This window comes from Methanobacteriaceae archaeon (assembly GCA_013403005.1).
In the GTDB taxonomy this organism is placed as follows: Archaea; Methanobacteriota; Methanobacteria; order Methanobacteriales; family Methanobacteriaceae; genus Methanobacterium.
This window is the reverse complement of the sequence record JACBOA010000001.1, coordinates 441,909-464,882: the sequence shown is the minus strand read 5'-3', so window position 1 is coordinate 464,882 and position 22,974 is coordinate 441,909. Positions and strand designations below refer to the sequence as shown.

General features: G+C 38.7%; 20 protein-coding genes and 2 tRNA genes. 18 read left to right on the top strand and 4 right to left on the bottom strand.

Going from position 1 to position 22,974, the window contains the following annotated elements; genetic code table 11:
* The first annotated feature begins 99 nt into the window (after nt 1–99).
* The 9 genes from HVN35_02250 (at nt 100) to HVN35_02210 (ending at nt 8,238) form a co-directional block, all read left to right on the top strand.
* The gene (locus HVN35_02250; protein ID NYB51374.1) at nt 100–957 is read left to right on the top strand and encodes a ribose-phosphate diphosphokinase; all 858 of its coding nucleotides are present in this window, start codon (nt 100–102) and stop codon (nt 955–957) included.
* A gap of 205 nt (nt 958–1,162) precedes the next feature.
* A complete protein-coding gene (locus HVN35_02245; protein ID NYB51373.1) occupies nt 1,163–1,480 on the top strand; it encodes a DUF5518 domain-containing protein in 318 nt (105 codons plus the stop codon).
* A 94-nt stretch (nt 1,481–1,574) separates the two neighbouring features.
* Nucleotides 1,575–1,949: a DUF5518 domain-containing protein gene (locus HVN35_02240; protein NYB51372.1), complete on the top strand. Its 375-nt coding sequence runs from the start codon at nt 1,575–1,577 to the stop codon at nt 1,947–1,949.
* A gap of 236 nt (nt 1,950–2,185) precedes the next feature.
* Complete coding sequence (locus HVN35_02235) at nt 2,186–2,380, top strand: hypothetical protein (GenBank protein NYB51371.1); 195 nt, start codon at nt 2,186–2,188, stop codon at nt 2,378–2,380.
* The gene (locus HVN35_02230) at nt 2,377–3,885 is read left to right on the top strand and encodes a GNAT family N-acetyltransferase (GenBank protein NYB51370.1); all 1,509 of its coding nucleotides are present in this window, start codon (nt 2,377–2,379) and stop codon (nt 3,883–3,885) included. The genes HVN35_02235 and HVN35_02230 overlap by 4 nt, the downstream gene beginning before the upstream one ends.
* A gap of 131 nt (nt 3,886–4,016) precedes the next feature.
* Nucleotides 4,017–4,355: an STAS domain-containing protein gene (locus tag HVN35_02225; protein ID NYB51369.1), complete on the top strand. Its 339-nt coding sequence runs from the start codon at nt 4,017–4,019 to the stop codon at nt 4,353–4,355.
* Between the two features lie 199 nt (nt 4,356–4,554).
* The gene (locus HVN35_02220; protein NYB51368.1) at nt 4,555–6,276 is read left to right on the top strand and encodes a thiamine pyrophosphate-binding protein; all 1,722 of its coding nucleotides are present in this window, start codon (nt 4,555–4,557) and stop codon (nt 6,274–6,276) included.
* 178 nt (nt 6,277–6,454) lie between these two features.
* On the top strand, nt 6,455–7,822 hold the full coding sequence (locus HVN35_02215) for a SpoIIE family protein phosphatase (protein ID NYB51367.1): 1,368 nt from the start codon (nt 6,455–6,457) through the stop codon (nt 7,820–7,822).
* Nucleotides 7,822–8,238, top strand: a complete 417-nt coding sequence (locus HVN35_02210; protein ID NYB51366.1) for an ATP-binding protein — start codon at nt 7,822–7,824, stop codon at nt 8,236–8,238. Before HVN35_02215 ends, HVN35_02210 begins: the two co-directional genes overlap by 1 nt.
* Nucleotides 8,239–8,290: 52 nt before the next feature.
* Here HVN35_02210 and HVN35_02205 read toward each other — a convergent pair whose 3' ends face one another.
* Together HVN35_02205 and lonB are read right to left on the bottom strand one after the other, a co-directional pair.
* The gene (locus tag HVN35_02205; GenBank protein NYB51365.1) at nt 8,291–9,871 is read right to left on the bottom strand and encodes a DEAD/DEAH box helicase; all 1,581 of its coding nucleotides are present in this window, start codon (nt 9,869–9,871) and stop codon (nt 8,291–8,293) included.
* A gap of 446 nt (nt 9,872–10,317) precedes the next feature.
* Complete coding sequence (gene lonB, locus HVN35_02200; GenBank protein ID NYB51364.1) at nt 10,318–12,231, bottom strand: ATP-dependent protease LonB; 1,914 nt, start codon at nt 12,229–12,231, stop codon at nt 10,318–10,320.
* 464 nt (nt 12,232–12,695) lie between these two features.
* On the opposite strand from lonB, the gene cobQ reads away from it, so the two are divergent.
* Nucleotides 12,696–14,228, top strand: a complete 1,533-nt coding sequence (gene cobQ / locus HVN35_02195; GenBank protein NYB51363.1) for a cobyric acid synthase CobQ — start codon at nt 12,696–12,698, stop codon at nt 14,226–14,228.
* Nucleotides 14,229–14,398: 170 nt separating this feature from the next.
* On the opposite strand, the gene HVN35_02190 is transcribed toward cobQ, so the two are convergent.
* Nucleotides 14,399–15,046 carry a TrkA family potassium uptake protein gene (locus HVN35_02190; GenBank protein NYB51362.1) on the bottom strand — a complete coding sequence of 216 codons (648 nt, stop codon included), beginning with the start codon at nt 15,044–15,046 and terminating at the stop codon, nt 14,399–14,401.
* A gap of 450 nt (nt 15,047–15,496) precedes the next feature.
* On the opposite strand from HVN35_02190, the gene HVN35_02185 reads away from it, so the two are divergent.
* Nucleotides 15,497–15,570, top strand: a tRNA-Gly gene (locus HVN35_02185).
* Between the two features lie 2 nt (nt 15,571–15,572).
* A tRNA-Gly gene (locus HVN35_02180) sits at nt 15,573–15,646 on the top strand.
* Between the two features lie 319 nt (nt 15,647–15,965).
* On the opposite strand, the gene HVN35_02175 is transcribed toward HVN35_02180, so the two are convergent.
* The gene (locus tag HVN35_02175; protein NYB51361.1) at nt 15,966–16,367 is read right to left on the bottom strand and encodes a CBS domain-containing protein; all 402 of its coding nucleotides are present in this window, start codon (nt 16,365–16,367) and stop codon (nt 15,966–15,968) included.
* 527 nt (nt 16,368–16,894) lie between these two features.
* Between HVN35_02175 and nikR the strand changes: the two genes are divergently transcribed.
* The 6 genes from nikR (at nt 16,895) to HVN35_02145 (ending at nt 22,763) form a co-directional block, all read left to right on the top strand.
* Entirely contained in the window at nt 16,895–17,299 is a 405-nt protein-coding gene (nikR, locus tag HVN35_02170; protein NYB51360.1) for a nickel-responsive transcriptional regulator NikR, read from the top strand.
* A 38-nt stretch (nt 17,300–17,337) separates the two neighbouring features.
* Nucleotides 17,338–18,108, top strand: a complete 771-nt coding sequence (locus tag HVN35_02165; GenBank protein ID NYB51359.1) for a methyltransferase domain-containing protein — start codon at nt 17,338–17,340, stop codon at nt 18,106–18,108.
* A gap of 16 nt (nt 18,109–18,124) precedes the next feature.
* Complete coding sequence (gene hycI / locus HVN35_02160; GenBank protein ID NYB51358.1) at nt 18,125–18,574, top strand: hydrogenase maturation peptidase HycI; 450 nt, start codon at nt 18,125–18,127, stop codon at nt 18,572–18,574.
* 257 nt (nt 18,575–18,831) lie between these two features.
* Nucleotides 18,832–19,971, top strand: a complete 1,140-nt coding sequence (locus tag HVN35_02155; GenBank protein NYB51357.1) for an ATP-grasp domain-containing protein — start codon at nt 18,832–18,834, stop codon at nt 19,969–19,971.
* Nucleotides 19,972–20,172: 201 nt separating this feature from the next.
* Entirely contained in the window at nt 20,173–21,249 is a 1,077-nt protein-coding gene (locus HVN35_02150) for a glycosyltransferase family 4 protein (protein ID NYB51356.1), read from the top strand.
* Nucleotides 21,250–21,344: 95 nt separating this feature from the next.
* Complete coding sequence (locus HVN35_02145; protein NYB51355.1) at nt 21,345–22,763, top strand: Mur ligase family protein; 1,419 nt, start codon at nt 21,345–21,347, stop codon at nt 22,761–22,763.
* Nucleotides 22,764–22,974 lie beyond the last annotated feature (211 nt).

Here is a 22,974-nt window from a genome sequence, read left to right as displayed (position 1 = left end):
AAAACTGGCAGCATCTTCCCCAAGCATCTATTGACTTGGAAGTTGAAACAAGCCACTTATACTCATTAGTAATAATTTAATCAATTTATGGTGATTTTAATGATAATCGGAGGATCTTCTTCCCAGAAACTGGCTGCAAATATTGCTCATGAAATAGGTGATGTGCTTTGTCCCCTTGAAAGTAGGAAATTCCCAGATGGAGAACGTTACATTAGAATCAAGGGTGAGGTTGAGGATGGGGTGGTGGTGGTGCAGTCCACTGGCTATCCCCAGGATGAAAATCTCATGGAGCTGTTTTTGATCTTAAGAACTCTCCAGAGTATGGGTGTCAAAGACATACGTACGGTGATACCTTATTTCGGTTATGGTAGGCAGGAGAAAAGTTTCAACCAGGGAGAGGCTGTATCCGCTGAGGTGGTATGCCACCTGCTCCAATGTGCAGGTGCCAGTGAAATATACAGTATAAATCTACATGAGAAGAGCATTTGCGATCTTTTCAATGTCCCAGCATACAACCTTTCTGCCATGCCCACCATAGCCCAATACATCAAAGAAAAGGTGGATGATCCTGTAATTGTGGCTCCAGACAAAGGTGCTCTTGGTTTCGCTGAAGAGATAGCTGGTATATTGAATTGTGAGTCTGATTATCTGGAAAAAGTACGCATATCCCCCGAAAAGGTGGAAACAAAACCCAAAAACCTGGATGTGGAGGGTCGGGATGCTGTGATCATTGATGATATCATCAGCACTGGGGGGACCATAGTTAATGCCTGCAGCATACTACGAGAACACCAGGCCAGAAAGATTGTGGTGACTTGTGTGCATCCAGTTCTGGTTGAAGATGCTTTATTAAAGATATTCTCAGCTAAAGCTGATGATGTGGTGGGTACAGACACTTTAAAATCTGAAGTGAGCCGTATTTCAGTGGCCAGATTGGTGGCAGGTGCCTTGAAATAAAATAGAGCTTAACGTGAAAAAATTCATGTAAAAAATTTCCCCAAATTAAATGATTTCATGAAAAATTTCATTAAAAATTAGTAAAAGATGATGGTAATAGAAGGAAAAATGGATGATGTGGATGAAGAATTAATGAAAATGATGATTAATTGTAAATTAATGAATTATAGATTAAATAAGGCTCAGTTGAAGGGGTGAAATAGTATTGACTGATTGGACACCAGTAATCATAGGGATAGTAGTGACCATTGTTATTGGAGTGGTGGGCATATTCATACCATTTTTAGGCATTTTAGCCCCAGTTATTGGAGGTTTCATCGCAGCTTACCTGGCTGGTGGTGACTACAAAGATGGTGCAGTGAGTGGTGGAATTGCAGGTTGTGCTGGAGGTGCCATTCTGGGCACATTTTTATTAGGAGCTTTCACCGCAATTATCGGTGGTTTGGTCATAGGATTCATATCTGGCCTTATACTTGGAATCATGGGAGGAATAGTGGGTGTACTGATTAAAGGCAGTGCCTGAATATTAATTAAAGTTCTCTTTCAAAAATGTATTAACTGAAATCAATTAGAAAGCGTGAATTTGAAGCATTGGATAAAATAACAGGAGGGTGTGTATGGTAAACTGGACAGCAGTGGGAATTGGTTTTGTGGTGACAGTGGTGCTGGAAATAGTGGGGGTCTTGTTTCTGGCAATGGACACTGCAGTTTCAACCTTTATTAGCCTATTTGCACCTATTATTGGTGGTTTAATAGCTGCGTACTGGGCTGGGGGTGATTATAAAGAAGGTAGTTTAAACGGAGGAATTGCCGGAGGAATGGGTTCACTACTGGCAGCGATTATATTCCTTCCAGGAAGTTCGCCAGAGATTATTCTAAATGCATTGATAAGTTTCATTACAAGCGCAGTTTTAGGACTTATCGGTGGTTTAATTGGAATACTAGCCAAAGGAAAACCAAAAAGCCAAGAAACTTCCCCTGATGAAGAATGATAATAAAAGTATGGGCAGATTTTTTAAAAAAAGATGTATATTTCTTCATCGCATAAATTATTGGTTTGAAACTAATTCCGGTATGGGCATAGATTCTTGGAAGGAAATATTCAATTTAGAAATTTCTTTCTTTTCCCCACCCCCCAAAATAACTAATAATAACTCCCTAATCCAGCATATTTTCCAAAAATTATATAATTAAATTAAGCCCTAAATTAATATTAGGAGGGGTTGTTTTGGAACTGCCTTTTTACAGGGACAACATATCCATAGGGAGCGAAATTAGTAGTTATTTTAATATTATTTTCACATCTGTTCCTGATGGGACTCCTCAAATCCTATTTGAAAATCCCCTATTTTTATTTACAGATTCAAACTTTAACCTCCCTAAACAAACCATGAGAATTGTCAGGGGTGTGAGAAATTTATGACTCCTAAATCTCCTGACCAAGCATCAAATAGTAAAGAGACCATTGCTTCCCTAAAAGTCAAAGCTGAGTTGGACTTGTTACCCATTGTATTGCGTGCTGTTAGAGATATTGCCTGCAGGTACGGTTTAGATGAAGCTGCAGTGAGAGATTTAGAACTTGCCACCGAGGAGGCCTGTCACAATGTTATTGAACACGCCTATGAGCCTGGGGAAAAAGGCTACTACAAGGTGAAAATTCACCGCGAACCAACATGTTTTAGAATCACCATTAGAGACCAGGGCATGCCTTTCAACCTTAAACGTTTAGAGGAGAGAAATAGTTCAGACTTAGGTGTAAAACTTATGCAAGCTTACACCGATGAAATTAAAAGCAAATATCTGGGGAAAAAAGGTAAAGTGGTGGAACTGGTTAAAAACTACTCCTTCGAACATGTAGATGATTTTGAAGCATCAAAAACCACCCCTACAGGTGAATCAGACCTGGCACCCCCATCAGAAAATGTGGAGTTACGTTTAATGCGCCCTGATGAAACTGTTTCCCTGGCCAGGTTGATTTACCGGGTTTATGGCTACACCTACCCCCATGAAGACATATATTATCCTGAAAAATTCGCTTCGTTAATAAAATCTGGACTGGTAACATCCTGCGTTGCTGTAAATGAACAGCAAGAAATTGTGGGACACTTGGGGGTGTTCCTGGAAACTCCTGAAGACCGTGTGGGAGAATCTGCCCTGGCTGCAGTGGATCCCCGTTATCGTGGCCGAGGACTGTTCCCCAGGATGAAAAAGATGATGATGGAAGAAGTAGCATCCAGAGGAATATTAGGCCTTTACAGTAGGTCGGTAACTGTCCATGTAGCCTCACAAAAGTCCAATGTTAAAATGGGTGCCAAGGAAACCGGATTTGTACTGGCTCATTCCCCTCCCACTGCCATTTTTAAGAAGATGCAAACAGAAGAAGGGGAAGTTCGCAGAACTGTGGCTCTCTTCTACGTGCCCGTGGTACCTGATAAGGAACAAACAGTCTTTTTACCCAAAAAACACCATAAAATCCTGGAAAAAATATACCATCATGCTGAATTAAAACGAGTTTTTAAAAAAGCCAATCCTGATAAAATAACTCTAAAAGAACATTCCCATATACACTCCCATGTTTTGCCAGAAATGGCCAGTGCTTTTTTAAGGGTTAATCAATATGGAACAGATTTCATTGAGGAGGTAAAACTCCATGTTCAGGATCTCAAACAAAAAAAGGTGGAATTAATAGTGATTGATCTGCCCCTCAAGAATCCCGCCACCGCAGTTCTGTGTCCTGAAATTGAAAACATGGGATTTTTCTTCTGCGGACTGATGCCAGAATACTTGGACGGAGATTCCCTGCGCCTCCAATACCTGAACAATGTACAATTCGACCCGGAAACAGTGGACGTATATTCCGATTTTGCTAAAGAAGTGTTTAGTTACGTGGTTAAAGAGTGGGAACTCAGTTCAGAACAAACCGGATAAAAAACATTTAATAAATATTTAAATCAAGTTAAGATGCTTTGCAAATAGAATTCTGGTCCTAATCAATGTCTTAAGGTGGGTTAATCTAAAATGCGAATTAAATATGTTTATTCAAAAGGGATGGTGTGTAAATGGAAATAACAGTAAAAAATGTGAATGATGTAGAAATCGTCTTTTTTAATGGCCGGTTGGATGCATACAACTCAAACCTTGCTGAGGAAAAGTTTGATGAATTGATTGAATCAGGTAAGGTGAAACTGGTGGCTGATCTTTCCGGTGTGGAATATATCAGCAGCTCTGGATTAAGAGTGATGCTTTCATCCCTGAAAAAGGTTAAAAAACTAGAAGGAAACCTGAAATTGTCCTCTTTACAACCCTACGTCCTGGAAGTCTTTGAAATCGCCGGTTTCACCCAAATCTTTGATATCTACGATTCAGAAGATGAAGCTGTAGCCAGTTTCCAGTCCTAAAAACCCCAATTGATCTTTTAAACTTTAATAGATGATTTCGATGAAAATGGGAAAATTTCAATAAAAAAATGAGAAAAAAAATAAAAAATATTTAAAAAATAGAAAAATCTACATCACCAGAAGGAGAAATCAAGCAAAAAAAATGTCTTGGGACATTAAAAAAGTTTTGCTATAAAAATTGGATACGGGGGATTTTAGGGTGAAGATAACCACTGCACGGCTTTTATTACGTTACCTGGAGGGTGAAGGAGTTGAATATGTCTTCGGAGTTCCTGGAACTTCGCTTATTCCTTTTTATGATGCTTTAAACCAGGAAAATTCCATTAAACCCATTTTAACCAAACATGAAGAAGGAGCTGCTTTCATGGCTGATGGTTATGCTCGTGTGGGTAAGAAACTTGGTGTCTGTTATGGTACATCTGGTCCTGGTGCCACTAACCTGGTAACTGGAGTAGCCAATGCCTACCTGGACAATGTTCCGGTATTAGTAATCACTGGCCAGGTTCCCACCAGTATTTATGGCAAGGGAACTTTCCAGGATTCAACCAAGGAAGGAATTGACTCAGTAGCTCTTTTTGATCCCATGACCAAATTCAGTGAAATGATCATCTCCCGCTATAAAATGCCAGAACTCCTAAGAGAAGCCATAAGGACCGCTTTTAGTGGTAAAATGGGACCGGTGCATCTCTCATACCCCAAAGATATCATGGCTGAGGAGTTGGAAGAGGATCTTCTACCACCCTCCAGGTACCGGGTGGATGCATCTTACTTTGACCGTAGACTGGTGATTGATGCTGCAGAAAAACTGGTGAATGCTAAAAAACCTGCCATTTTAGTGGGTAGCGGTGCCATTAATTCAGATGCATGTATGGAAGTTTTGGAACTGGCAGAAATGTTGAACATTCCTGTGGCAACCACTCCCAAAGCCAAAGGAGCTTTTCCTGAAAATCACCCCTTATCATTAGGAGTTTTAGGATTCAGTGGCTCCCCAGCAGCAGAAAAATATCTGACAGGTGATGTGGATGTGCTGCTGGTGGTGGGATCCAGCCTTAACCAGGTGACCACCTCCTCCTGGGATCCACATCTCAAACCCTCTGAGTGCTTGATCCATATCAATATTGACCCTGCTGATATTGGTAAGAATTACGTGGCAGATATTGGTCTGATTGGGGACTGTCAGGCAGTGTTAAATGAAATATCCTTCCGGGTTCTAAGAGAATTGCAAAACCATGACCCTGAAAAAGAACGTCCCCTGGAGGATGTGGTTCGGTTTAAGGATGAAGTAGGAATATTTCTTGATGAGGAGAAAATGCATTCCCAGGCAGTGCCAGTTAAGCCACAAACCCTTATGCGGGAAATTCAGGAAGTGCTGGATGATGATACCATTGTATTTGTGGATACCGGCAGTCATGTGTCCTGGGCCATCCACTACCTCCAGTTCAACCAGCCCAACTTTTATGTGCCCTTTGGCCTATTAACCATGGGTTATGCAACTGCAGCAGCCATTGGAGGTAAACTGGCAGCACCGGAACAACCAGTGGTGGCCATAGTTGGTGATGGCTGTTTCCAGATGAATGGTATGGAAATAGCTACCGCAGTAAACTACGACATACCCGTGGTGTGGATTGTGCAGAACAACTCCCTTCTGGGCCTGGTTCATGAACTGCAGAAATTTGAGTTGGGTGAAAAAACAGTTTCCACCACTTTTAAGGAGATTAACTGTGCTAAAATTGCCGAGGGACTGGGTGCTAATGGTTATAGGATCGAACGCCCGGGAGAAATTGGGGAAATTCTAGTTGAAGCCATTAAAAGTGATGAACCCACTGTAATTGACGTGAAAATCGACCCTAGCGAGGTACCACCCATCCAAGGATTTGTTAAGGGAATTGCAGAACTTAATAATAGATTAGCATACCTGTAATCATACAACTGCTACCGACTAATGGTTATCCAAAAAATCAACAAATAAAAATGGATATTTTTAAAAACACAAGAGGTAGATGTTTCAAAACTGGGAATAATAATTGGATAGCTCCATTTGTTTAATGAATATATTCTGAAAGATTTCTAAAAGAACTAAAAATAAGAATCAGATTTCCATGGAACCTTTAAGTATCGAACTTTTTCTAGATCTCTTAGAGAAAGTATGTGTTATTGTAGTTATAGCCTACCTTTTAAGTCGTTTTAAATATTTCAATGAGGTTCTTGATGGGAAGTTAACCATCAAAAATCAGTTGATCCTTATTTTAATATTTGGAGGTATCTCCATCTATGGCTCCTACTCTGGGGTGAATATTTTCGGAGCCATAGCCAATGTAAGGGATCTGGGCCCTATGGTAGCAGGACTGGTGGGAGGTCCGATTGTGGGACTGGGAGCTGGCCTAATAGGTGGACTGCACCGTTTAACCATGGGAGGATTCACCTGCATCCCCTGCTCTTTATCCACAGTCCTGGCAGGAGTTTTTGCAGGTATAATCTACCTGGCCAATAAGAAGCGTTTCATAGGTATCTTCGGAGCAGTTCTCTTCTCCATTCTCATGGAATCATTACATTTGTTACTGGCACTGATTCTGACATCCCCCTATAGCAAGGCAGTGGTGGTGGTTGAAAATTTATACATTCCCATGATACTGGCCAATGCCTTGGGAATGTTCATCTTCGCCTTCATGATCACTAATCTCATTAAGGAAAGGAATACAAAAAAGGAAAGGGATAAGCTATTTGCTCAACTGGAAAGAAGGAAGAAGGAACTGGAGATAGCTCATCAGATCCAGGAAAGCTTTCTACCACACCACATACCCTATATTGAAAATTATCAGCTGGCTGCCACCAGCATCCCTGCCCAGGAAGTGGGAGGGGATTTTTATGATTTCATCCCCATATCAGAGAAACAAACTGGACTTGCCATTGGAGATGTTTCTGGTAAAGGTATTCCTGCAGCCCTTTTCATGGCATTTTCACGCACCCTGCTCCGGGCAAAGGCCTGCCGCAACCCGGGGGTTAGTAAAATGATAGAAAGTGTTAACAACTTCATTAATGAGGAACCCCATTCCAACATGTTTGTAACCCTATTTTACGGTGTTCTGGATCATGAAAAGAATACTCTGACCTTTGTAAATGCAGGGCATAACCCTCCCTTACTTTTAAGGAGTGAGGGTAAAGAAATTATAAGATTAAGTACTGGTGGTGTGGTTTTAGGAGCCATGAAGGGTCTTAAATTGGCTGAAAAAACCATTGATATTTATCCTGGGGATCTTCTGGTTTTATACACCGATGGGGTTACTGAGGCTGTGAATAAAATTGAGGAACAGTTTGGTGAAAAACAGCTGATTAAAATTATTGAAGAAAATGAGGACCTATCCCCTCTTAAATTGCAGAATAAGATAATTGATGGGGTTTATGAATTCGCATCTGGCACTGCCCAGGCTGATGATATCACATTAATGGTTTTACGGAGGGCCTTGTAATGGATGGTAAATTCAGATTGGAGGTTGAGGCAGATTTGAAGAATTTGTCTGTGATTGCTGATTTTATATCTCGTCATGCCCGTGAAATGGGTTTGAATGATAAGGGAATTTTCCAGCTTCAGCTAGCTGCAGATGAAGTTGCCTCCAATATTATACTGCATGGCTACCCTAAGCAGACTGGAGGACCCATCCATCTCACCATCTATGAAAAAACTGATAAGATCATACTAATCATAGAAGACCGGGGGCAACCCTTCAACCCACTAGATGCAGATAAACCCGATTTAAAGGCTTCATTAGAGGACAGGTCCCCTGGAGGGTTGGGTATTCATTTTCTGAAAACATTGGCTGATGATGTTCATTACGAATACCGGGATGGTGTAAATCGTCTTACCGTGCTCAAAAATATATCCTAAATTTCATAAAAGAAAATGTGTTAGCTTGTGTAACCTCACATTATAGTAAATTTCACAGCTTCTTATTTGCAGGTTCCAGGTTTACACGGAGGCCTTTTATTCCCTTCCTTTGCAGGGCTCCGGATACCTCCCTGGCATGTTGTTCGGGAAGTTCTACAAAGGAGAATTTATCAAAAACATCTATGCGACCAATGCTGGTGGAAGATAAACCTGAAACATCTCCAATAGCACGTACAATGTCTTTAGCCTTCACTCTTTGCTTGCGACCCACATTGATGAAAAATCTTACCTTGCCGGGTTGTGCACCTGTATCACCATAACTGGATCCAATTTGACTGGAATCATCCTTGCTTCCCAAGTAAAGCCTTAGAAGGGCGGCTGCTATTTCAACTGAGCTGTAGTCCTCTTCCATCAGCCTTTCCACCAGATGAACCTCCCTATCCAGATTCTCGTTATTCATCTCTTTTTTAAGTCTTTCCAGGAAAAGGTCCCTTTTAACTTCTTCCACTTCGCGAGGGGAAGGTATCTGCTGCTGTTCTATTCTGACCTTTGTATAGCGCTGGATATCCCTCAACTTGTAGATTTCCTTACCAGCTACAAATGTGAAGGCCTGTCCACGTTTACCTGCCCTTCCAGTCCTTCCTATCCGGTGAACGTAATATTCTTCGTTGTTGGGTACATCATAGTTGAAAACAGCTTCCACATCATCCACATCAATTCCCCGGGCTGCTACATCCGTAGCTACCAGAATCTCAATTTGACCCTTCCGGAATTTGTTCATAACCCTATCACGCTGATTCTGACTCATATCTCCATGCAATCCATCAGCGAAGTATCCTCTGGTTTGAAGATGATTTACCAGACGATCAACCCTCCTTTTAGTGTTACAAAATACCAGGGCTAATTTCAGATTATGCATATCTATAAGCCGGGTTAACAAGTCCAATTTCATCTGTTCCCTTACTTCAAAATATATCTGCTCAATTTCTGGGACGGTGAGTTCCTGGTGAGCTACTTTGAGCATTTCAGGATTGTTCTGGTATTTTCTGGTTAATCCTAGAATCACCGGAGACATGGTGGCAGAGAATAATAACATTTGCCTCTGGGCAGGTATTTGTTCTAAGACAAATTCTATATCATCTCGGAAACCCATGTCCAGCATTTCATCAGCCTCATCTAGGATGATCATCTTAACCTGGTCCATCTTAAGGGTGCGCCGGTGAATATGATCCATCACCCTTCCTGGAGTTCCTATTATAATTTGCACTCCTCTTTTAAGGGCTTTAATCTGCCTTTCGATGGGTTGTCCTCCATAAACTGGCAGTACAGATGTTTTTTTATATTTTGACAGTTTTTTAATTTCCTCTGCCACTTGAATGGCTAATTCCCTGGTGGGGCATAATATAACAGCCTGAACACTCCTATCCGAGGGGTTAATCATTTCCAGAACAGGTATCCCAAAGGCTGCTGTTTTACCTGTTCCGGTTTGGGCCTGGCCAATAACATCCCTACCCTGTAATATGTGGGGTAAAACCAGTGACTGGATGGGTGTTGCTTCTTCAAATCCCATGTCAGCTATGGCACGTTTCATTTCACGGGATAAATCCAAATCTTCAAATAATAAACTTTCCATGTTATCTTCCTTATTTATCTATCCAAATAATATTTCCATACAGATATTCAAATTAAGTAAATAAAATCGGGCAAATCCAATTATAACTCCACAAATAACCTCGAAAAAATAGTAGAGATAATCAAAAAAATCCATATTTACTCTCTTATATTAATTATTGTTCCCTGCTTTTATAGTAATGGTTTTTCTCAAGATTTTTCTTTAGATTATGTCCGAAGAAATTAATATCTTGAAATATCTTGAGAAAGTTTTTTGATTTCAATTTTATAGTTATAAAGTGTTTTTTTTTAGTGAGATCCATATTCCTTTAAATTTAAATTTAAATTGGAACAGAATGAATTTATTTACTATTTAGCAATTAATAGTCCAACTAGATCTAATAAAGATTATTAATAAAGCTTATCTTGTTAAAATAAATAAAAAAAAGAGAATAGAACCCTGAAAAATTAATGGGTTGCTGGTTTTTGTAGTATTCCCTTTGGTACCATACTGGTGATCTTCTGCATCTTGTCCATGAGGCTTTTTTTACCATTACCCATAAGGGCATGTTCTAGGACTTCGCTCAAGGTTTCAACCGGTATGATTTCAATCTTTTCACGGTAGTGTTCCTCGATTAGAACATCATCCATGTTGGATTTAGGAATCAATACTTTGCAAATTCCGGCCTCAGCTGCTGCTTCAATTTTAGCAGTGACTCCTCCTACAGGTAGCACTTCACCCCGAATACTTAAAGAACCGGTGAGAGCTACTGATTGATCCACTGGTATGTTTTCCAGGGCAGATATCACTGCAGTGGCAACTGATACACTGGCACTGTCTCCTTCTACTCCTTCGTGTGATTGCACGAATTGAATGTGAATGTCATAGTTGGATATGTCAGTTCCAGTGTGCTTTTTAATCAGGGCACTGACATTCTGTACTGCTTCCTTAGCAATCTCTCCCAGTTTGCCTGTGGCAATAATTTTACCGGCATCTTTAATATGTGCTGGGGCTGCTTCAGCTGCAATGGGCATTATAATACCGCTGCCAAAATGTCCACCAATAACAGCTAATCCGTTAACTTTTCCTACTTCACCACCCTCGGATTTGAATATACTGTATCGTTTTTTCTGGACAATGTAACGGTCAGCGATTTGCTGTTCCAGGGTTCTGGCCAGTTTTTTAGCGCTTAGCACATGTTCCAAGGTGACGAAGTCGGCCTTTTCACCTTTGGCTATGTCTCCAGCGGCCCTTACCAGACCACCCAGGTCTCTTAATCTAAGGGTTAGAGCTTCTTTTTTACCTGCTCTACGTTGGGCTTCGTGTATGATTTCTTCAACTGCTTCACGGCTGAAGTGGGGTATGCGGCCGTCTTTTTTAACTTCCTGGGCCACGAATTGAACCAGTTTATCCCTGTTTTCCGGGGTGTCTTTCATGGTGTCTTTCATGTAAACTTCATAACCATAACCACGTATCCTGCTTCTGAGTGCTACGTGCATCCCTTCCAGCACATGCAAGTTTCCAGAGGCCACCAGCACAAAGTCACATGGCACTTCCTGTGAACGTACCATAGCCCCACTGCTGGTTTCACTCTGACCAGTTATCTGGTACTTCTTCTCCTGCATGGCGGTTAAGAGTTCCTGCTGGGTTTTCATTTTCATGGAACCTATTTCATCAACATAAAGCACTCCCTTGTTGGCTTTATGGATCATACCTGCTTCCACTCTTTCATGGGCTGGAGTACCCAGTCCACCAGACTGGTAAGGGTCGTGCCTAACATCTCCTAAAAGGGCTCCGGCATGTGCACCTGTAGCATCCACAAAAGGAGCCATGTTTTTTTTGTCATTGTTAATGAGGAGTTTGGGAACCATCACTGTACCACGGGGCTTCATCTGCAGCAGTCCAAAGAATACAATAGCCGCGGCAATGATTGCTGCTAAAAACTGTTGCATTACAAAACCAATAACCAGAATAAGGCTGATTATGGCTATCATGAACATGTTTTTGCGTTCTTCCTGTCCTTTGGCCTTTAATTTGTAGTTGGTCACCACATTTTTTCCTTCACCAGCAGGCATTACTCCAATAAGAGGATTCTGGTTGTCCTCCATATTAGGATATACCAGTATGTCCTGCAGTTCTTCTGGTGGTAATAGTTCAGCCATTCCCTTGGCCAGCATTGATTTCCCAACACCTGGTTCTCCAATTAAAAGAACATTACGGCGTTGTTTGGCAGCCTTTTTAATGGTCTCAACTGCCTCTTCTTGACCGATGATCTGATCTATGATCTTTTCAGGAACATCTATGTCTCCTGAAGTTTTGTAACTACGAACTTTGAGATTTTCTTCATTAGAAACCTCAGAATCTGAGTTATAATTTGCCATAGGTTTTAGAAACCTCCATAATTTTTAGTTTTATAAAAAAATCAAACTGTTTTTTTAAGGGGATATACTCTAATGAATATAGTAAAACTTATATAAGAACATTTGCTTTGAGTGAATTTATAGATATTTTTAATGAGTTGAATCAGCTTATTAAAGAGATTATATAATCATTAACATTTATTTATTTAATATATGATGTCATGGAAAGATTTGATATGATGGATAAACACCAGATCCAAGTCAATTGAGATACTCAAAGGTGAAAGATTATTATAACTACATTTTCTAAAAAAATAAGAGATAAAATAAATAATGTAATCAACTATAACAAATTTCAACGTGTAATTTTTGGAATGAGATATTATTTAATGCCTATCCAATTATCTGAGGATATGTTATGAAAATTTTTCATGTAATAAATTTTTCCCAGGATAAAGAGTTAGTTTAAAGATAAAAGTGAGAAAATGGCGGATTCAAATAAAACGAAATTTATAATGGTTCAGGGAACCGCATCAAACGCTGGGAAAAGTGTGCTGGTTGCAGCACTGTGCAGGATTTTCTCCCAGAGAGGATATCGTGTGGCTCCATTCAAATCTCAGAACATGTCCCTTAACTCATTCACCACCCGCGAAAACAGGGAAATAGCAATGGCGCAAGTACTTCAGGCAGAAGCTGCAGGGGTGGAACCACATCACCATATGAATCCGGTCCTGCTAAAACCAAAGGAAGACTTCATATCCCAGGTAATTGTACATGGAAAACCTGCTGGAGATATGAATTTCTACCATTATCAACACAAGTTCCGTAATAATGCATTGAAGGCCATTAATGAATCTTTAGAGGCCCTATCAAAAGATTACGATGTTATTATTATGGAAGGAGCCGGTTCACCAGCTGAAATAAACATGCTGGATGTGGATCTGGCTAACATGCAGATAGCCAGGTTAGCGAATGCAGATGTTATTTTAGTGGCTGATATTGACAAAGGAGGAGTTTTTGCCTCAATTGCCGGTACTTTCCAGCTCCTACCACCTGAGGATCGTCAGAGGATTAAAGGAATTGTAATAAACAAATTTAGAGGTAATTTAGACATATTGATGCCGGGAATTAAGCAAATAGAAGATATAGTGGGGGTGCCTGTGCTGGGAGTGTTACCCTACGATCAGGACCTCAAACTCCCTGAAGAAGACTCTGCATCACTTTCAGAACGTAAATATCATACTGGTGGGAAAATAACCATTGGAGTGATGAGATTACCACGTATTTCTAATTTCACGGATATTGATCCCCTGGAATACGAACCAGAAGTTGGATTGAAACTCATTGAAATAGGGGATGAAATTAAAAATGTGGATGCAGTGATCATCCCAGGGACACGTAACAGTATCAGTGATATGGTAGCCTTGGATAAATGTGGTCAGGCAGATGAAATTCAAACCCTTGCCCGGGAAATACCTGTATTTGGTATCTGCGGAGGATACCAGATTTTAGGTACAAAAATAATAGATTCTTCCCTTAAAGAGTCAAGTATTGGAACAGTTAACGGGATAGGGATTCTGGATGTTAAAACCACCTTCGGAGCAGTGGAAAAGATAATCAGCCAGAGCAAGGGAACCATGATTGGCAATGGCATGTTCAGAAACATCAATGGAGAAGTTGTTGAAGGATACGAACTTCATGAAGGAATTTCTCATCTTAAAACCTCAAAGCCACTTCTTAAAGTTATAAAAGGTTGTGGAAATCATCCTCAAGCTGGTTTTGACGGTGCTCAGGAAGGTTTAACTGCAGGTACCTATTTCCATGGAATCTTCCATAATTTCCATTTCCGCAGATCATTCACTGATTTTTTAAGAGAAAAAAATGATATTGAACCATTAGGCTACCAACGGGACGATTTCCAGGAGTTAAAAAAGTTTTCAATCCAGAGATTATCTAACCTGGTTGAAGAAAATATTGATATGCAGCTTCTCCAGGATGTAATAGGATTTGAAATCTGATTTATTGACAGATTAAAAGAAATTAAAAGAAATTAAAAGAAATTAAAAGAAATTAAAAGAAATTAAAAGAAATTAAAAGAAATTAAAATTTAAACGAAATTTAGAGATAAATAAGATTTAGATAAGGTAATTACAATTTAACATACAAATAATCACATAATTGTATCATGTCAGATGAAAAAAGAGGTTACCTTCTTCACTGAACTGGTTTTAACCAGCACTGATATTTTTTCATTTTTTTCCAGAACCCAGTCATCCTGGGGGATGTACATCTCACCATTTTGATGAATGGCTGCAATTATATAATCATCAGTAGGACTGAGATCACCAACTCTCTTCCCAACTACTTTGGAATTCTGAATGCTTATGTCGAGTAGTTCTGCATTCCCCTTACCCACAACGATTAAATCAGCAATTTTAGGGCGGTTGATCAGTTTTTCCAGGTATCCTGCTGCAGTGAGCTCTGGACTTATAACATGGTTGATACCCACCTTCTTAAAAGCCTCTTCATGATCAGGATTGCTGACCCTGGCAATGATTTTAGGCACTTTATACTCTTTGACCAGGATACACGATAGCAAGTTGGCCTCATCATGACCCGTGGCTGCCACAAAAACATCAGCATCAGATACATTAGCCTCTTCCAGGATTTTTAAATCCGTACCATTCCCGCAGATGACCAACGCATCTAATTCCGTGGCAGCATTTGCACACAAACCCCTATTACTTTCTATTAGAGTTACATCATTTCCTGAAGTCACCAAGTAGTTAGCAAGGGTTAATCCTACCCTTCCACCACCCATTATCACTATGTACATTCAAACACCTTTAAACATAATTATTAATACAATATAAATCATTGTAAACTTTAATTTTAACATCAATTAAAGATTTTCCAGCAACATTAAAGGATTTTTCAACGATTTTTTTAATTCTGAATAATGCGTGTTAAATAATAACTTTTATTGATAGAAAAGCCCATTATTTAAAGTTTACGCCAATACTTGAAAAATGGGGATACTGTCATGTTGCAGAAACTCTCAAAAATGTCATTCAAATGGGAAGAATAAGGTATTTAAATCTTAGCAAGTAGAATTTAAGCGATTGAATCCTGTAAAACTTCATTAAATCATTAAAAAAAATTTTTTAGTAAAATATGGTGCTTACATGTGATAAATATCGCTCCAAACCATTAAATTTGCGGCCCTGAAAAACTAAGCCCTGAAAACCTAAACATATAAATAACATGAACAGAAATATCACGGTATGCGGCGTTAGTCCAGCCTGGTTAAGACACTGGCCTGCCACGCCAGCGACCCGGGTTCAAATCCCGGACGCCGCATAGCGGCTGTAGTCTAGTCTGGTTAGGACTTGGGCCTTCCAAGCCTACGACCCGGGTTCAAATCCCGGCAGCCGCACTCACTCCATTATTATAACCTGAAATTATTTTTTCCTGATTTAAGACCATTAATTTTAAGATTTTCCCTGGATTTAATTTTAAAAATAAATCTTTAATCTTTATTCTTTAACCAGTATTCTATAATCATCTTTATCAAACTGTTTAAAAAGAAAAAACTATTTAAGGAGTAAATTAAGTTGATTAAGTTGAATACAATTAAATTTGGTAAAAATAAAAATAAAAAAATTGATAATAGTTTTATTTCAACAATTATTCTTAAAACATTATAGCAATCCTAATTCAGGAAAACTAACTTAAGTAAATTTTATTTTAATATTTTATGCAGGCACCAGTAATTCTGCGGCCACCATCCGACAGATATCTGTCTTGGTTATCACACCAACAGGTTTATCATCCTCCAGAACTAATAAACCAGATATATCTGCCCTTAACATAAGGTTGGCTGCATCTTCTATCCTGTCATCTGCAGATATGGTTATCACTTCTTTGGACATTATATCTGTAATCTCAAGGGAAACCGCATCCTTAGCAGATGGTTTAATGGTTCCAAGGACTCCAATTAGATCAGAATAGGAAACCACACCTAAAGGCTCCCCATCATCATCCATAACAAATAGTCTCCTTACCCCTTCTTTGTACATTTTTTGAAAGGCTTCCGGTGGACGAGTACTGGAAGTAATTGTTATAACACCCTGGTTCATTGCCTCTTTAACTTTCATTTTTTTCACCCTTTTTTAAATACAATATTATAAATCCAAGTTATTCCAATATTATTGCATAGTATTTATTCCATTATCTCATTAGTAAAGTTTATTATAATCAGGGTATGAAAAAATGCTGAGTTGAACCGGGCTCAGTATGCAAATCCGTTAATGTATTGGTATTTTCTTAATATTATTCATTGCATTAAGAATAATACCCTGTATCAATAGTATTACCGTGGGAATTTAATTCTACAATATTATCTGCAGGATTGGGTCAAAATTAACATTTTAAACCATATTCTACAACCTTTATGGATTATACCACCGCAAAATAGAGTATGATATAAAAAACCCCCAGATTCATAGCCGTCCTGACTAAAGGATGGGAAAGTTTATATATAACAATTTTTATATAAAATCAAAAAATGTTCACATTTTATGTTTAAAAATTGTTTCTTGTGAACAATATTCGATTAGTATTGCAACATTTAAATACTATGAAATAGTAATATAATATTAAACTACTTGGAGGGACCACCTTGATGAGAATAAGTATGTCATTACCAAAAAAACTCTTAAGTGAGTTCGATGAAGTATTGAAAGATAGAGGATATCAATCACGTTCCAAAGGAATTCGAGATGCATTAAAAGACTATATTGTACGTTACCAGTGGATGAAGGAAATGGAAGGTGACCGTATAGGTATCATTGCCGTGATATACGACCACCACTACACCGGAGTTATGGAAGATCTTACCGACATCCAACACGATTTCAGAGAATACATCAACGCGGTTATGCACGTGCACATGACCGAAAAATACTGTCTGGAAGTCGTGGTAGTTAAAGGAGACGTTAAATACATCCGAGACCTCACTGAAAAGATCATGAGACTCAAAGGAGTAGAACACGTTAAACTCACCAGTACTGCCAGCGGCCCCAATTAGGATAAAAAATAATACCCTAATTCAACAAGATAAACAGGATGAAACTTACATCCTATCAACAGCACCTGCTTTCAGATGAAGAGCGATTATCAGCACTTTACGAAGCTATAACTAAAAAAACAAAAGGAATTGTATACGATCTAGGGGCCGGGTCAGGAATACTGAGTTCCTGGGCCGCACCCCTAGCTCGTCACGTCTACGCTGTTGAAAAAGATCCTTACACTGCCAAATTAGCAGAGAATAATCTTAAATCAATTAAAAACGTTTCTTTACTGGTAAATGATGCCAGAAATATTATTTTTCCAGAATATGCTGATTTAATCATCTGCGAAATGATGGACACCGCTCTTATAGAGGAAGACCAGGCTCCGGTTCTTAATTCGGTGCGGAAATACCTGAAAGAAGATGGAGATATTATTCCTTGCGGTGTTTTCAATGGAGTGGAACTGGTAGATCTGAGCATTGGCTACCCCCTTTACCTGGAAGGGAAAATTCCGCAGTATAAGTTGCTTAGCAAGCTAATAATATACGATAAAATAGACTTCAAGCAACATATACCAGAGAAAGTAGAATATCAAATCCGTATTCCCCTCACTGCTGCAGGAATAATTTCAAGCATTAAAATTACCACTTTCACTCTTTTTACTTCTAAAATTATCTGCGGTCCGACACCCATGATGAATCCTCCCCTTTTAGCTCCCACCAATCATCTGAAAGTTAATGAAGGCGAAACTATTATTTTGAATTTGGAATATTCCATGGGAGGTGGGTTAGATAGTCTTAGAGCATCAGTTGAAACAGTTTCTTGAAGGTTACAGTAAAATTGTGATTTTAGGGATAGGAAATGATATGAGGGGAGATGATGCCCTTGGATCTGTTCTAGCCCAGAAAATGTCCCATTTATTTGCTGATAAGAAAAATTTGATAGTTTTTGATTGTAAGACTGTACCAGAAAATTTCACCGGTGCCATAAAAAAAGAAAAACCTAGCCACATAATCCTGCTGGATGCTGTGGAAATGAACAAACCCCCGGGACATATCAGATTGGTGGAAAAAGAAGAAATTGATAATTACAGCATATCCACCCATGCCATGCCCTTATCTTTTTTCATTAAATATTTAGAATCAACATCTCCTTCTGAAATATTTCTTCTGGGAATACAACCTAAAAAGATGAATTTGATAGGTGAGATTTCCAGGGAAGTTGAAAAAAGCATGAATCATGTTTTAAAAGTTTTCAACAAGGTTATAAATCAAAGCAGCCCTAAGAACTGAAAATATTATAATAACTGAATAATATGATCAATAAAAAAAAGCTCTTCAAAAGTTCTTTGAAATGAAATGAAAAAATAAGGAAATGAAAAAGTAAGTTTGATTATTTAAACCAGGAATACTTCTGAATTTTAATTGAAATGAAAGTTTTAAAAATAAACTTCAACAATCATACCACAGGTTCATTAATTGAATCCTTATATTTATTCCTAAATGAATATTCCTAATGAATTAAAATAAACTAAAAAATTTAAGATAACATGAAATTGCTGTTTATAGGAGCACGCCTGTTTGATGATGTGGCTCTTTATACTAAAAAGAAGGGAATAACCACCGTTCTAACAGAATCAAATCCCAAGGCTTCAAATCTTAATTTAGCTGATTCATATTACATTGTACCGCGAGGAATGGATCATCCCAAAGATATAGCTATAAAAGAAGATGTGGATGGAGTTGTACCCCTCATAGGGATTGATGGTCCTCTTTATGATGTTGCCTTGCTTAAGGAAGATCTGGAAAAAAATTATGGACTGCCAGTGGTGGCATCTCCCCTAAATGCGGTTAAAATCTCAGGGGATAAGGTTAAAACTAAAGAGTTTCTCCTTAAAAATAATATAAAAACTCCTGAGCACTGTTTAATTAAATCCACACAGGAACTTGAAACAACAGAATACCCTCTTGTTCTAAAACAGAATCAAGGTCAGGGTGGTAAGGACATTAAAATCGCCTTAAAAAAAAATGATGTGACTGATTACCTTAAACAGTATGATTATGCCCTGGTTGAACAATTCTTAGAAGGGATTGAAATATCAGTGGAGATACTAAGATGGGAAAGAGAATCTATTCCCCTTATTCCAGTTTACAAGGGAAAAACAACCCTAGACTGCATTCACCCTCTTAAGAAATTAAAAAAAGCACCTCTTGATTTAGGTGTTGAAGGTGAAGACCTCCCCCATTACAACCAGAACATCCAAAAAATAGCCAGAAACATTGCAGAACTCATGGGTGTTGAGGGAACAGCTGACCTGGACCTCATATTCAATAAAGTGAATAAAGAAACTTGTGTTTTAGAAATAAACACCAGACCAAGTGGTACCCGGTACCTGACTGCTGCTTCTTCTGATATTAATCCGTTACATGAACTGGTGGACATGGCCACTGGAGAATGGGATGCATCTTTGGTGAGGGATCGGATGAAAGAATACTACGCACTGGAAGTTCCAGTGGGTAATTACCCCAGTGAAAAAAACAACTATCAATTTAGAGACTTCAAAGGCAAAAACAGTTGGATTATTCACGGCCCTCAAAACCATCAAAGGATTACAATCAGGGGTGTAAATGAAGAGAATGCCCTTAAAACGGCTTCAAAACTTAACTTGAATCTGGAAAAATTTATATAATCCGGGAGTAGTTTTAAGTTTTTCTTAGAAATAATATTTTGGAAATAAAATACATAAACGTATTATTATACCTCAAATTAAAGAATAAATTGACATAGAAACATTTGATTAAAATTACAGAATTTTATAAATAAAGAATTATAATTAAAAATTAAAAATTCTATCCCAATCATAAAAAACATTGATTAATTAGGTGGTACATTGATTGATACTCTGAATCTAGTTTTAGCCTTCATTATAACCTTTTTAGCCACGATATTCTTCACTTTCTTTGTTCGTAAGATATTGAAGGATGCCGATGTAACTGATCGTCCCATTGTAACTGAACACAAACATAAAACTGGCACCCCTACTATGGGGGGCTTGGCCATACTTCTAGGTGCAGTTTTAGCTGCTTGCCTGTATTTCCAGGAAAGAAATCTAGTGCTTACCGTGCTGATCATGCTAAGTGCAGGGGTGGTGGGTTTACTGGATGATTTACTAGGATTGAAAATCAAAGAAGTGCAAAAAGTAGTGCGTAACATCACCCCCCAACCGGTTAATATTGGTCGTTTAACACTTGAACCTGGCGAGGAAGCAAGGGTGGCTACTGAAAAGGCCAAGCAGGACCTTCCAGATTTATTGAAACTTGAAAAAGTGAAAATCACTGATGAAACACCCATAAAAAGCGAGGTGAAAGAGAGGGATAAAATTATCGCCCAGATCATTCTGGGAGTTTTCCTGGTGGTGACAGGTGGAGTTAGTAGCATGGTCCTGGGATTTGAAACAGGAATTTTCATTATTCCAGTGGTTATATTTGGAGTGATAGGTTCCATTAACTCGGTGAACCTCATTGATGGAATGGACGGCCTGGCAGCAGGCATACTAACCATTGCATCAGCTTCATGCACTATTTTTTCTATCATCAAAGGGAATCCCAGTTCAGCTATACTCTTCACTGTTTTAACTGGAGTTTCGCTAGGTTTTCTTGCTTTCAACAGATATCCGGCAAGTATTATTATGGGAGACACAGGATCCTTTGCCCTGGGCGCAGGTTACATAACTGCAGGTTTCCTGGGAGATATCATCTACTTTGCAGTCATTGCACTGGCCATACCCATAATATCAGTTATAGTCAGTCTCATGCACCGCGCTCACATCATAAAACTGCCAGTTGAACCATTACACCATACTCTGCATTACAAAGGTCTGTCAGAGAAAAAAATCGTAGCACTTTACTGGTGCACAACTCTAATCATTTGTATGTCAGCCATTTTAATTTACCAATTTTTCTGGTAACTCCATTAGATTATCGGATACTTATAGATGATTATAATGGAATAATAAATCAGAAATAAACCATATCTTCTCATAAAAAAGAGGTCTAAGTAAATATGAAAAAATTAACCACCACTTATCTAGCTCGGAAATCTGGAGGAAAATTAATAGGTGAAGAGCGGGTTATCAATGGAATTTTCAATATTTTAAAAGATGCCAGAGAAGGTGATGTGGTGGTAAGACACTGGATTGATGAAACCGGTGTTAAGATGGCTCAAGATAAGGGTGCTTCATGCGTGGTAACGCAGGATGCCCGTGGTAAATCTGTTGAAATTGCTGAAAAAATAGATTTACCCCTGATTTTAACTGAAAAAATTGAGTTGGCCAATGCTTTTGCTACTCACTGGGCCATAAATAAATTCGCACCTGATTCATTAAGGGTAGTGGTAACTGGTACCAATGGAAAATCAACCACCACCCACATGATAAATAACATCCTCCTGGAAGCAGGATACCATTCTCACACCAACACCGATTCAGAATCAGAGTTTAACACCCTTATTGATCCCATGGTGGCCAAACAGATTGCAGAATTAGGGCAATATCCGGATTATCTGGTTTTAGAGGTTTCAGAGGTGCAGGGATGGGACAACCGGAAGATGGTGGGACACGCCCACCTAATGACCAGTGCCATTGAACCTCAGATGGTAGTGCTCACCAATGTTGCTTTAGATCATATTGGCCTGGTGAATTCATTGGAGGAGGCATCAGCAGAAATTTCAGGTGTTTTAAAAGGATTTAAAGGGAAATTTGTTATTTTAAACCATGATGATCCTTTAATTTGCAGGATGGAGAAACTGGTCCCGGAAGGTGTTAATACATTCTTCTATGGCTCAGATACGGATGTTAAATCAACTGATGAAGGCATATTATATAAAGAGCAGTTAATCATTCCCAGATCTGATCTTCCATTTCAAAGCCCGCATTTCATCCAGAATACTCTGGCAGCAGTGGGAGCTGCAATAGCCTTAGGAATTGAACCAGAGATTATCAGGAGGGCTGTGACTAAATACCAGCCTTTGAAACGCAGATTCTCTATACTAAAAAAGGAACCCCTGATTATTGATGATTTTGCTCATAATCCTGATGGCATCAGAGCCACCATCAAAAGCACGGTAGAATTAAACTCCGGAGAGCTTTATCTAGTTTGTGCAATTAGAGGTTCCAGAGGAAAGTCAATTAACCAGTTGAATGCACAGGCTATTGCTGATTCAGTTAAAGGGATTAAATGTAACTTAATATTGACCAGTAGTGAAGATGTGGTGGATGATGCAAACTGGGTGAAGGAAGAAGAGAAAAAGGTATTTATAGAGGTACTGCACAATGAAGGGATAAATTACATCCATTATAACACACTAGCTGAGTCATTACATAATGCTGTAAAGTCAGCTCATAACAATGATACCATACTTCTAATCGGTGCTCAGGGAATGGATCCAGCATCAGATGTTTTAAAGAATCTGAAATTAATTTAAGGAATAAATTAATGGATGATCCATTTAATAAATGGATCAGATGTTTAAAATTATCTTTTTATCACCTTTAATCAAAAGCTCAATTGAGCCATTTAATATCTTTATAGGATATCTTTTATTGAATTTTTTATATTTAGGGCAATATCCTGTATTGAATGATGTTAAAGATTATAAATGAATTTATTAAGGTTAAATAACAGAATAACCTTTA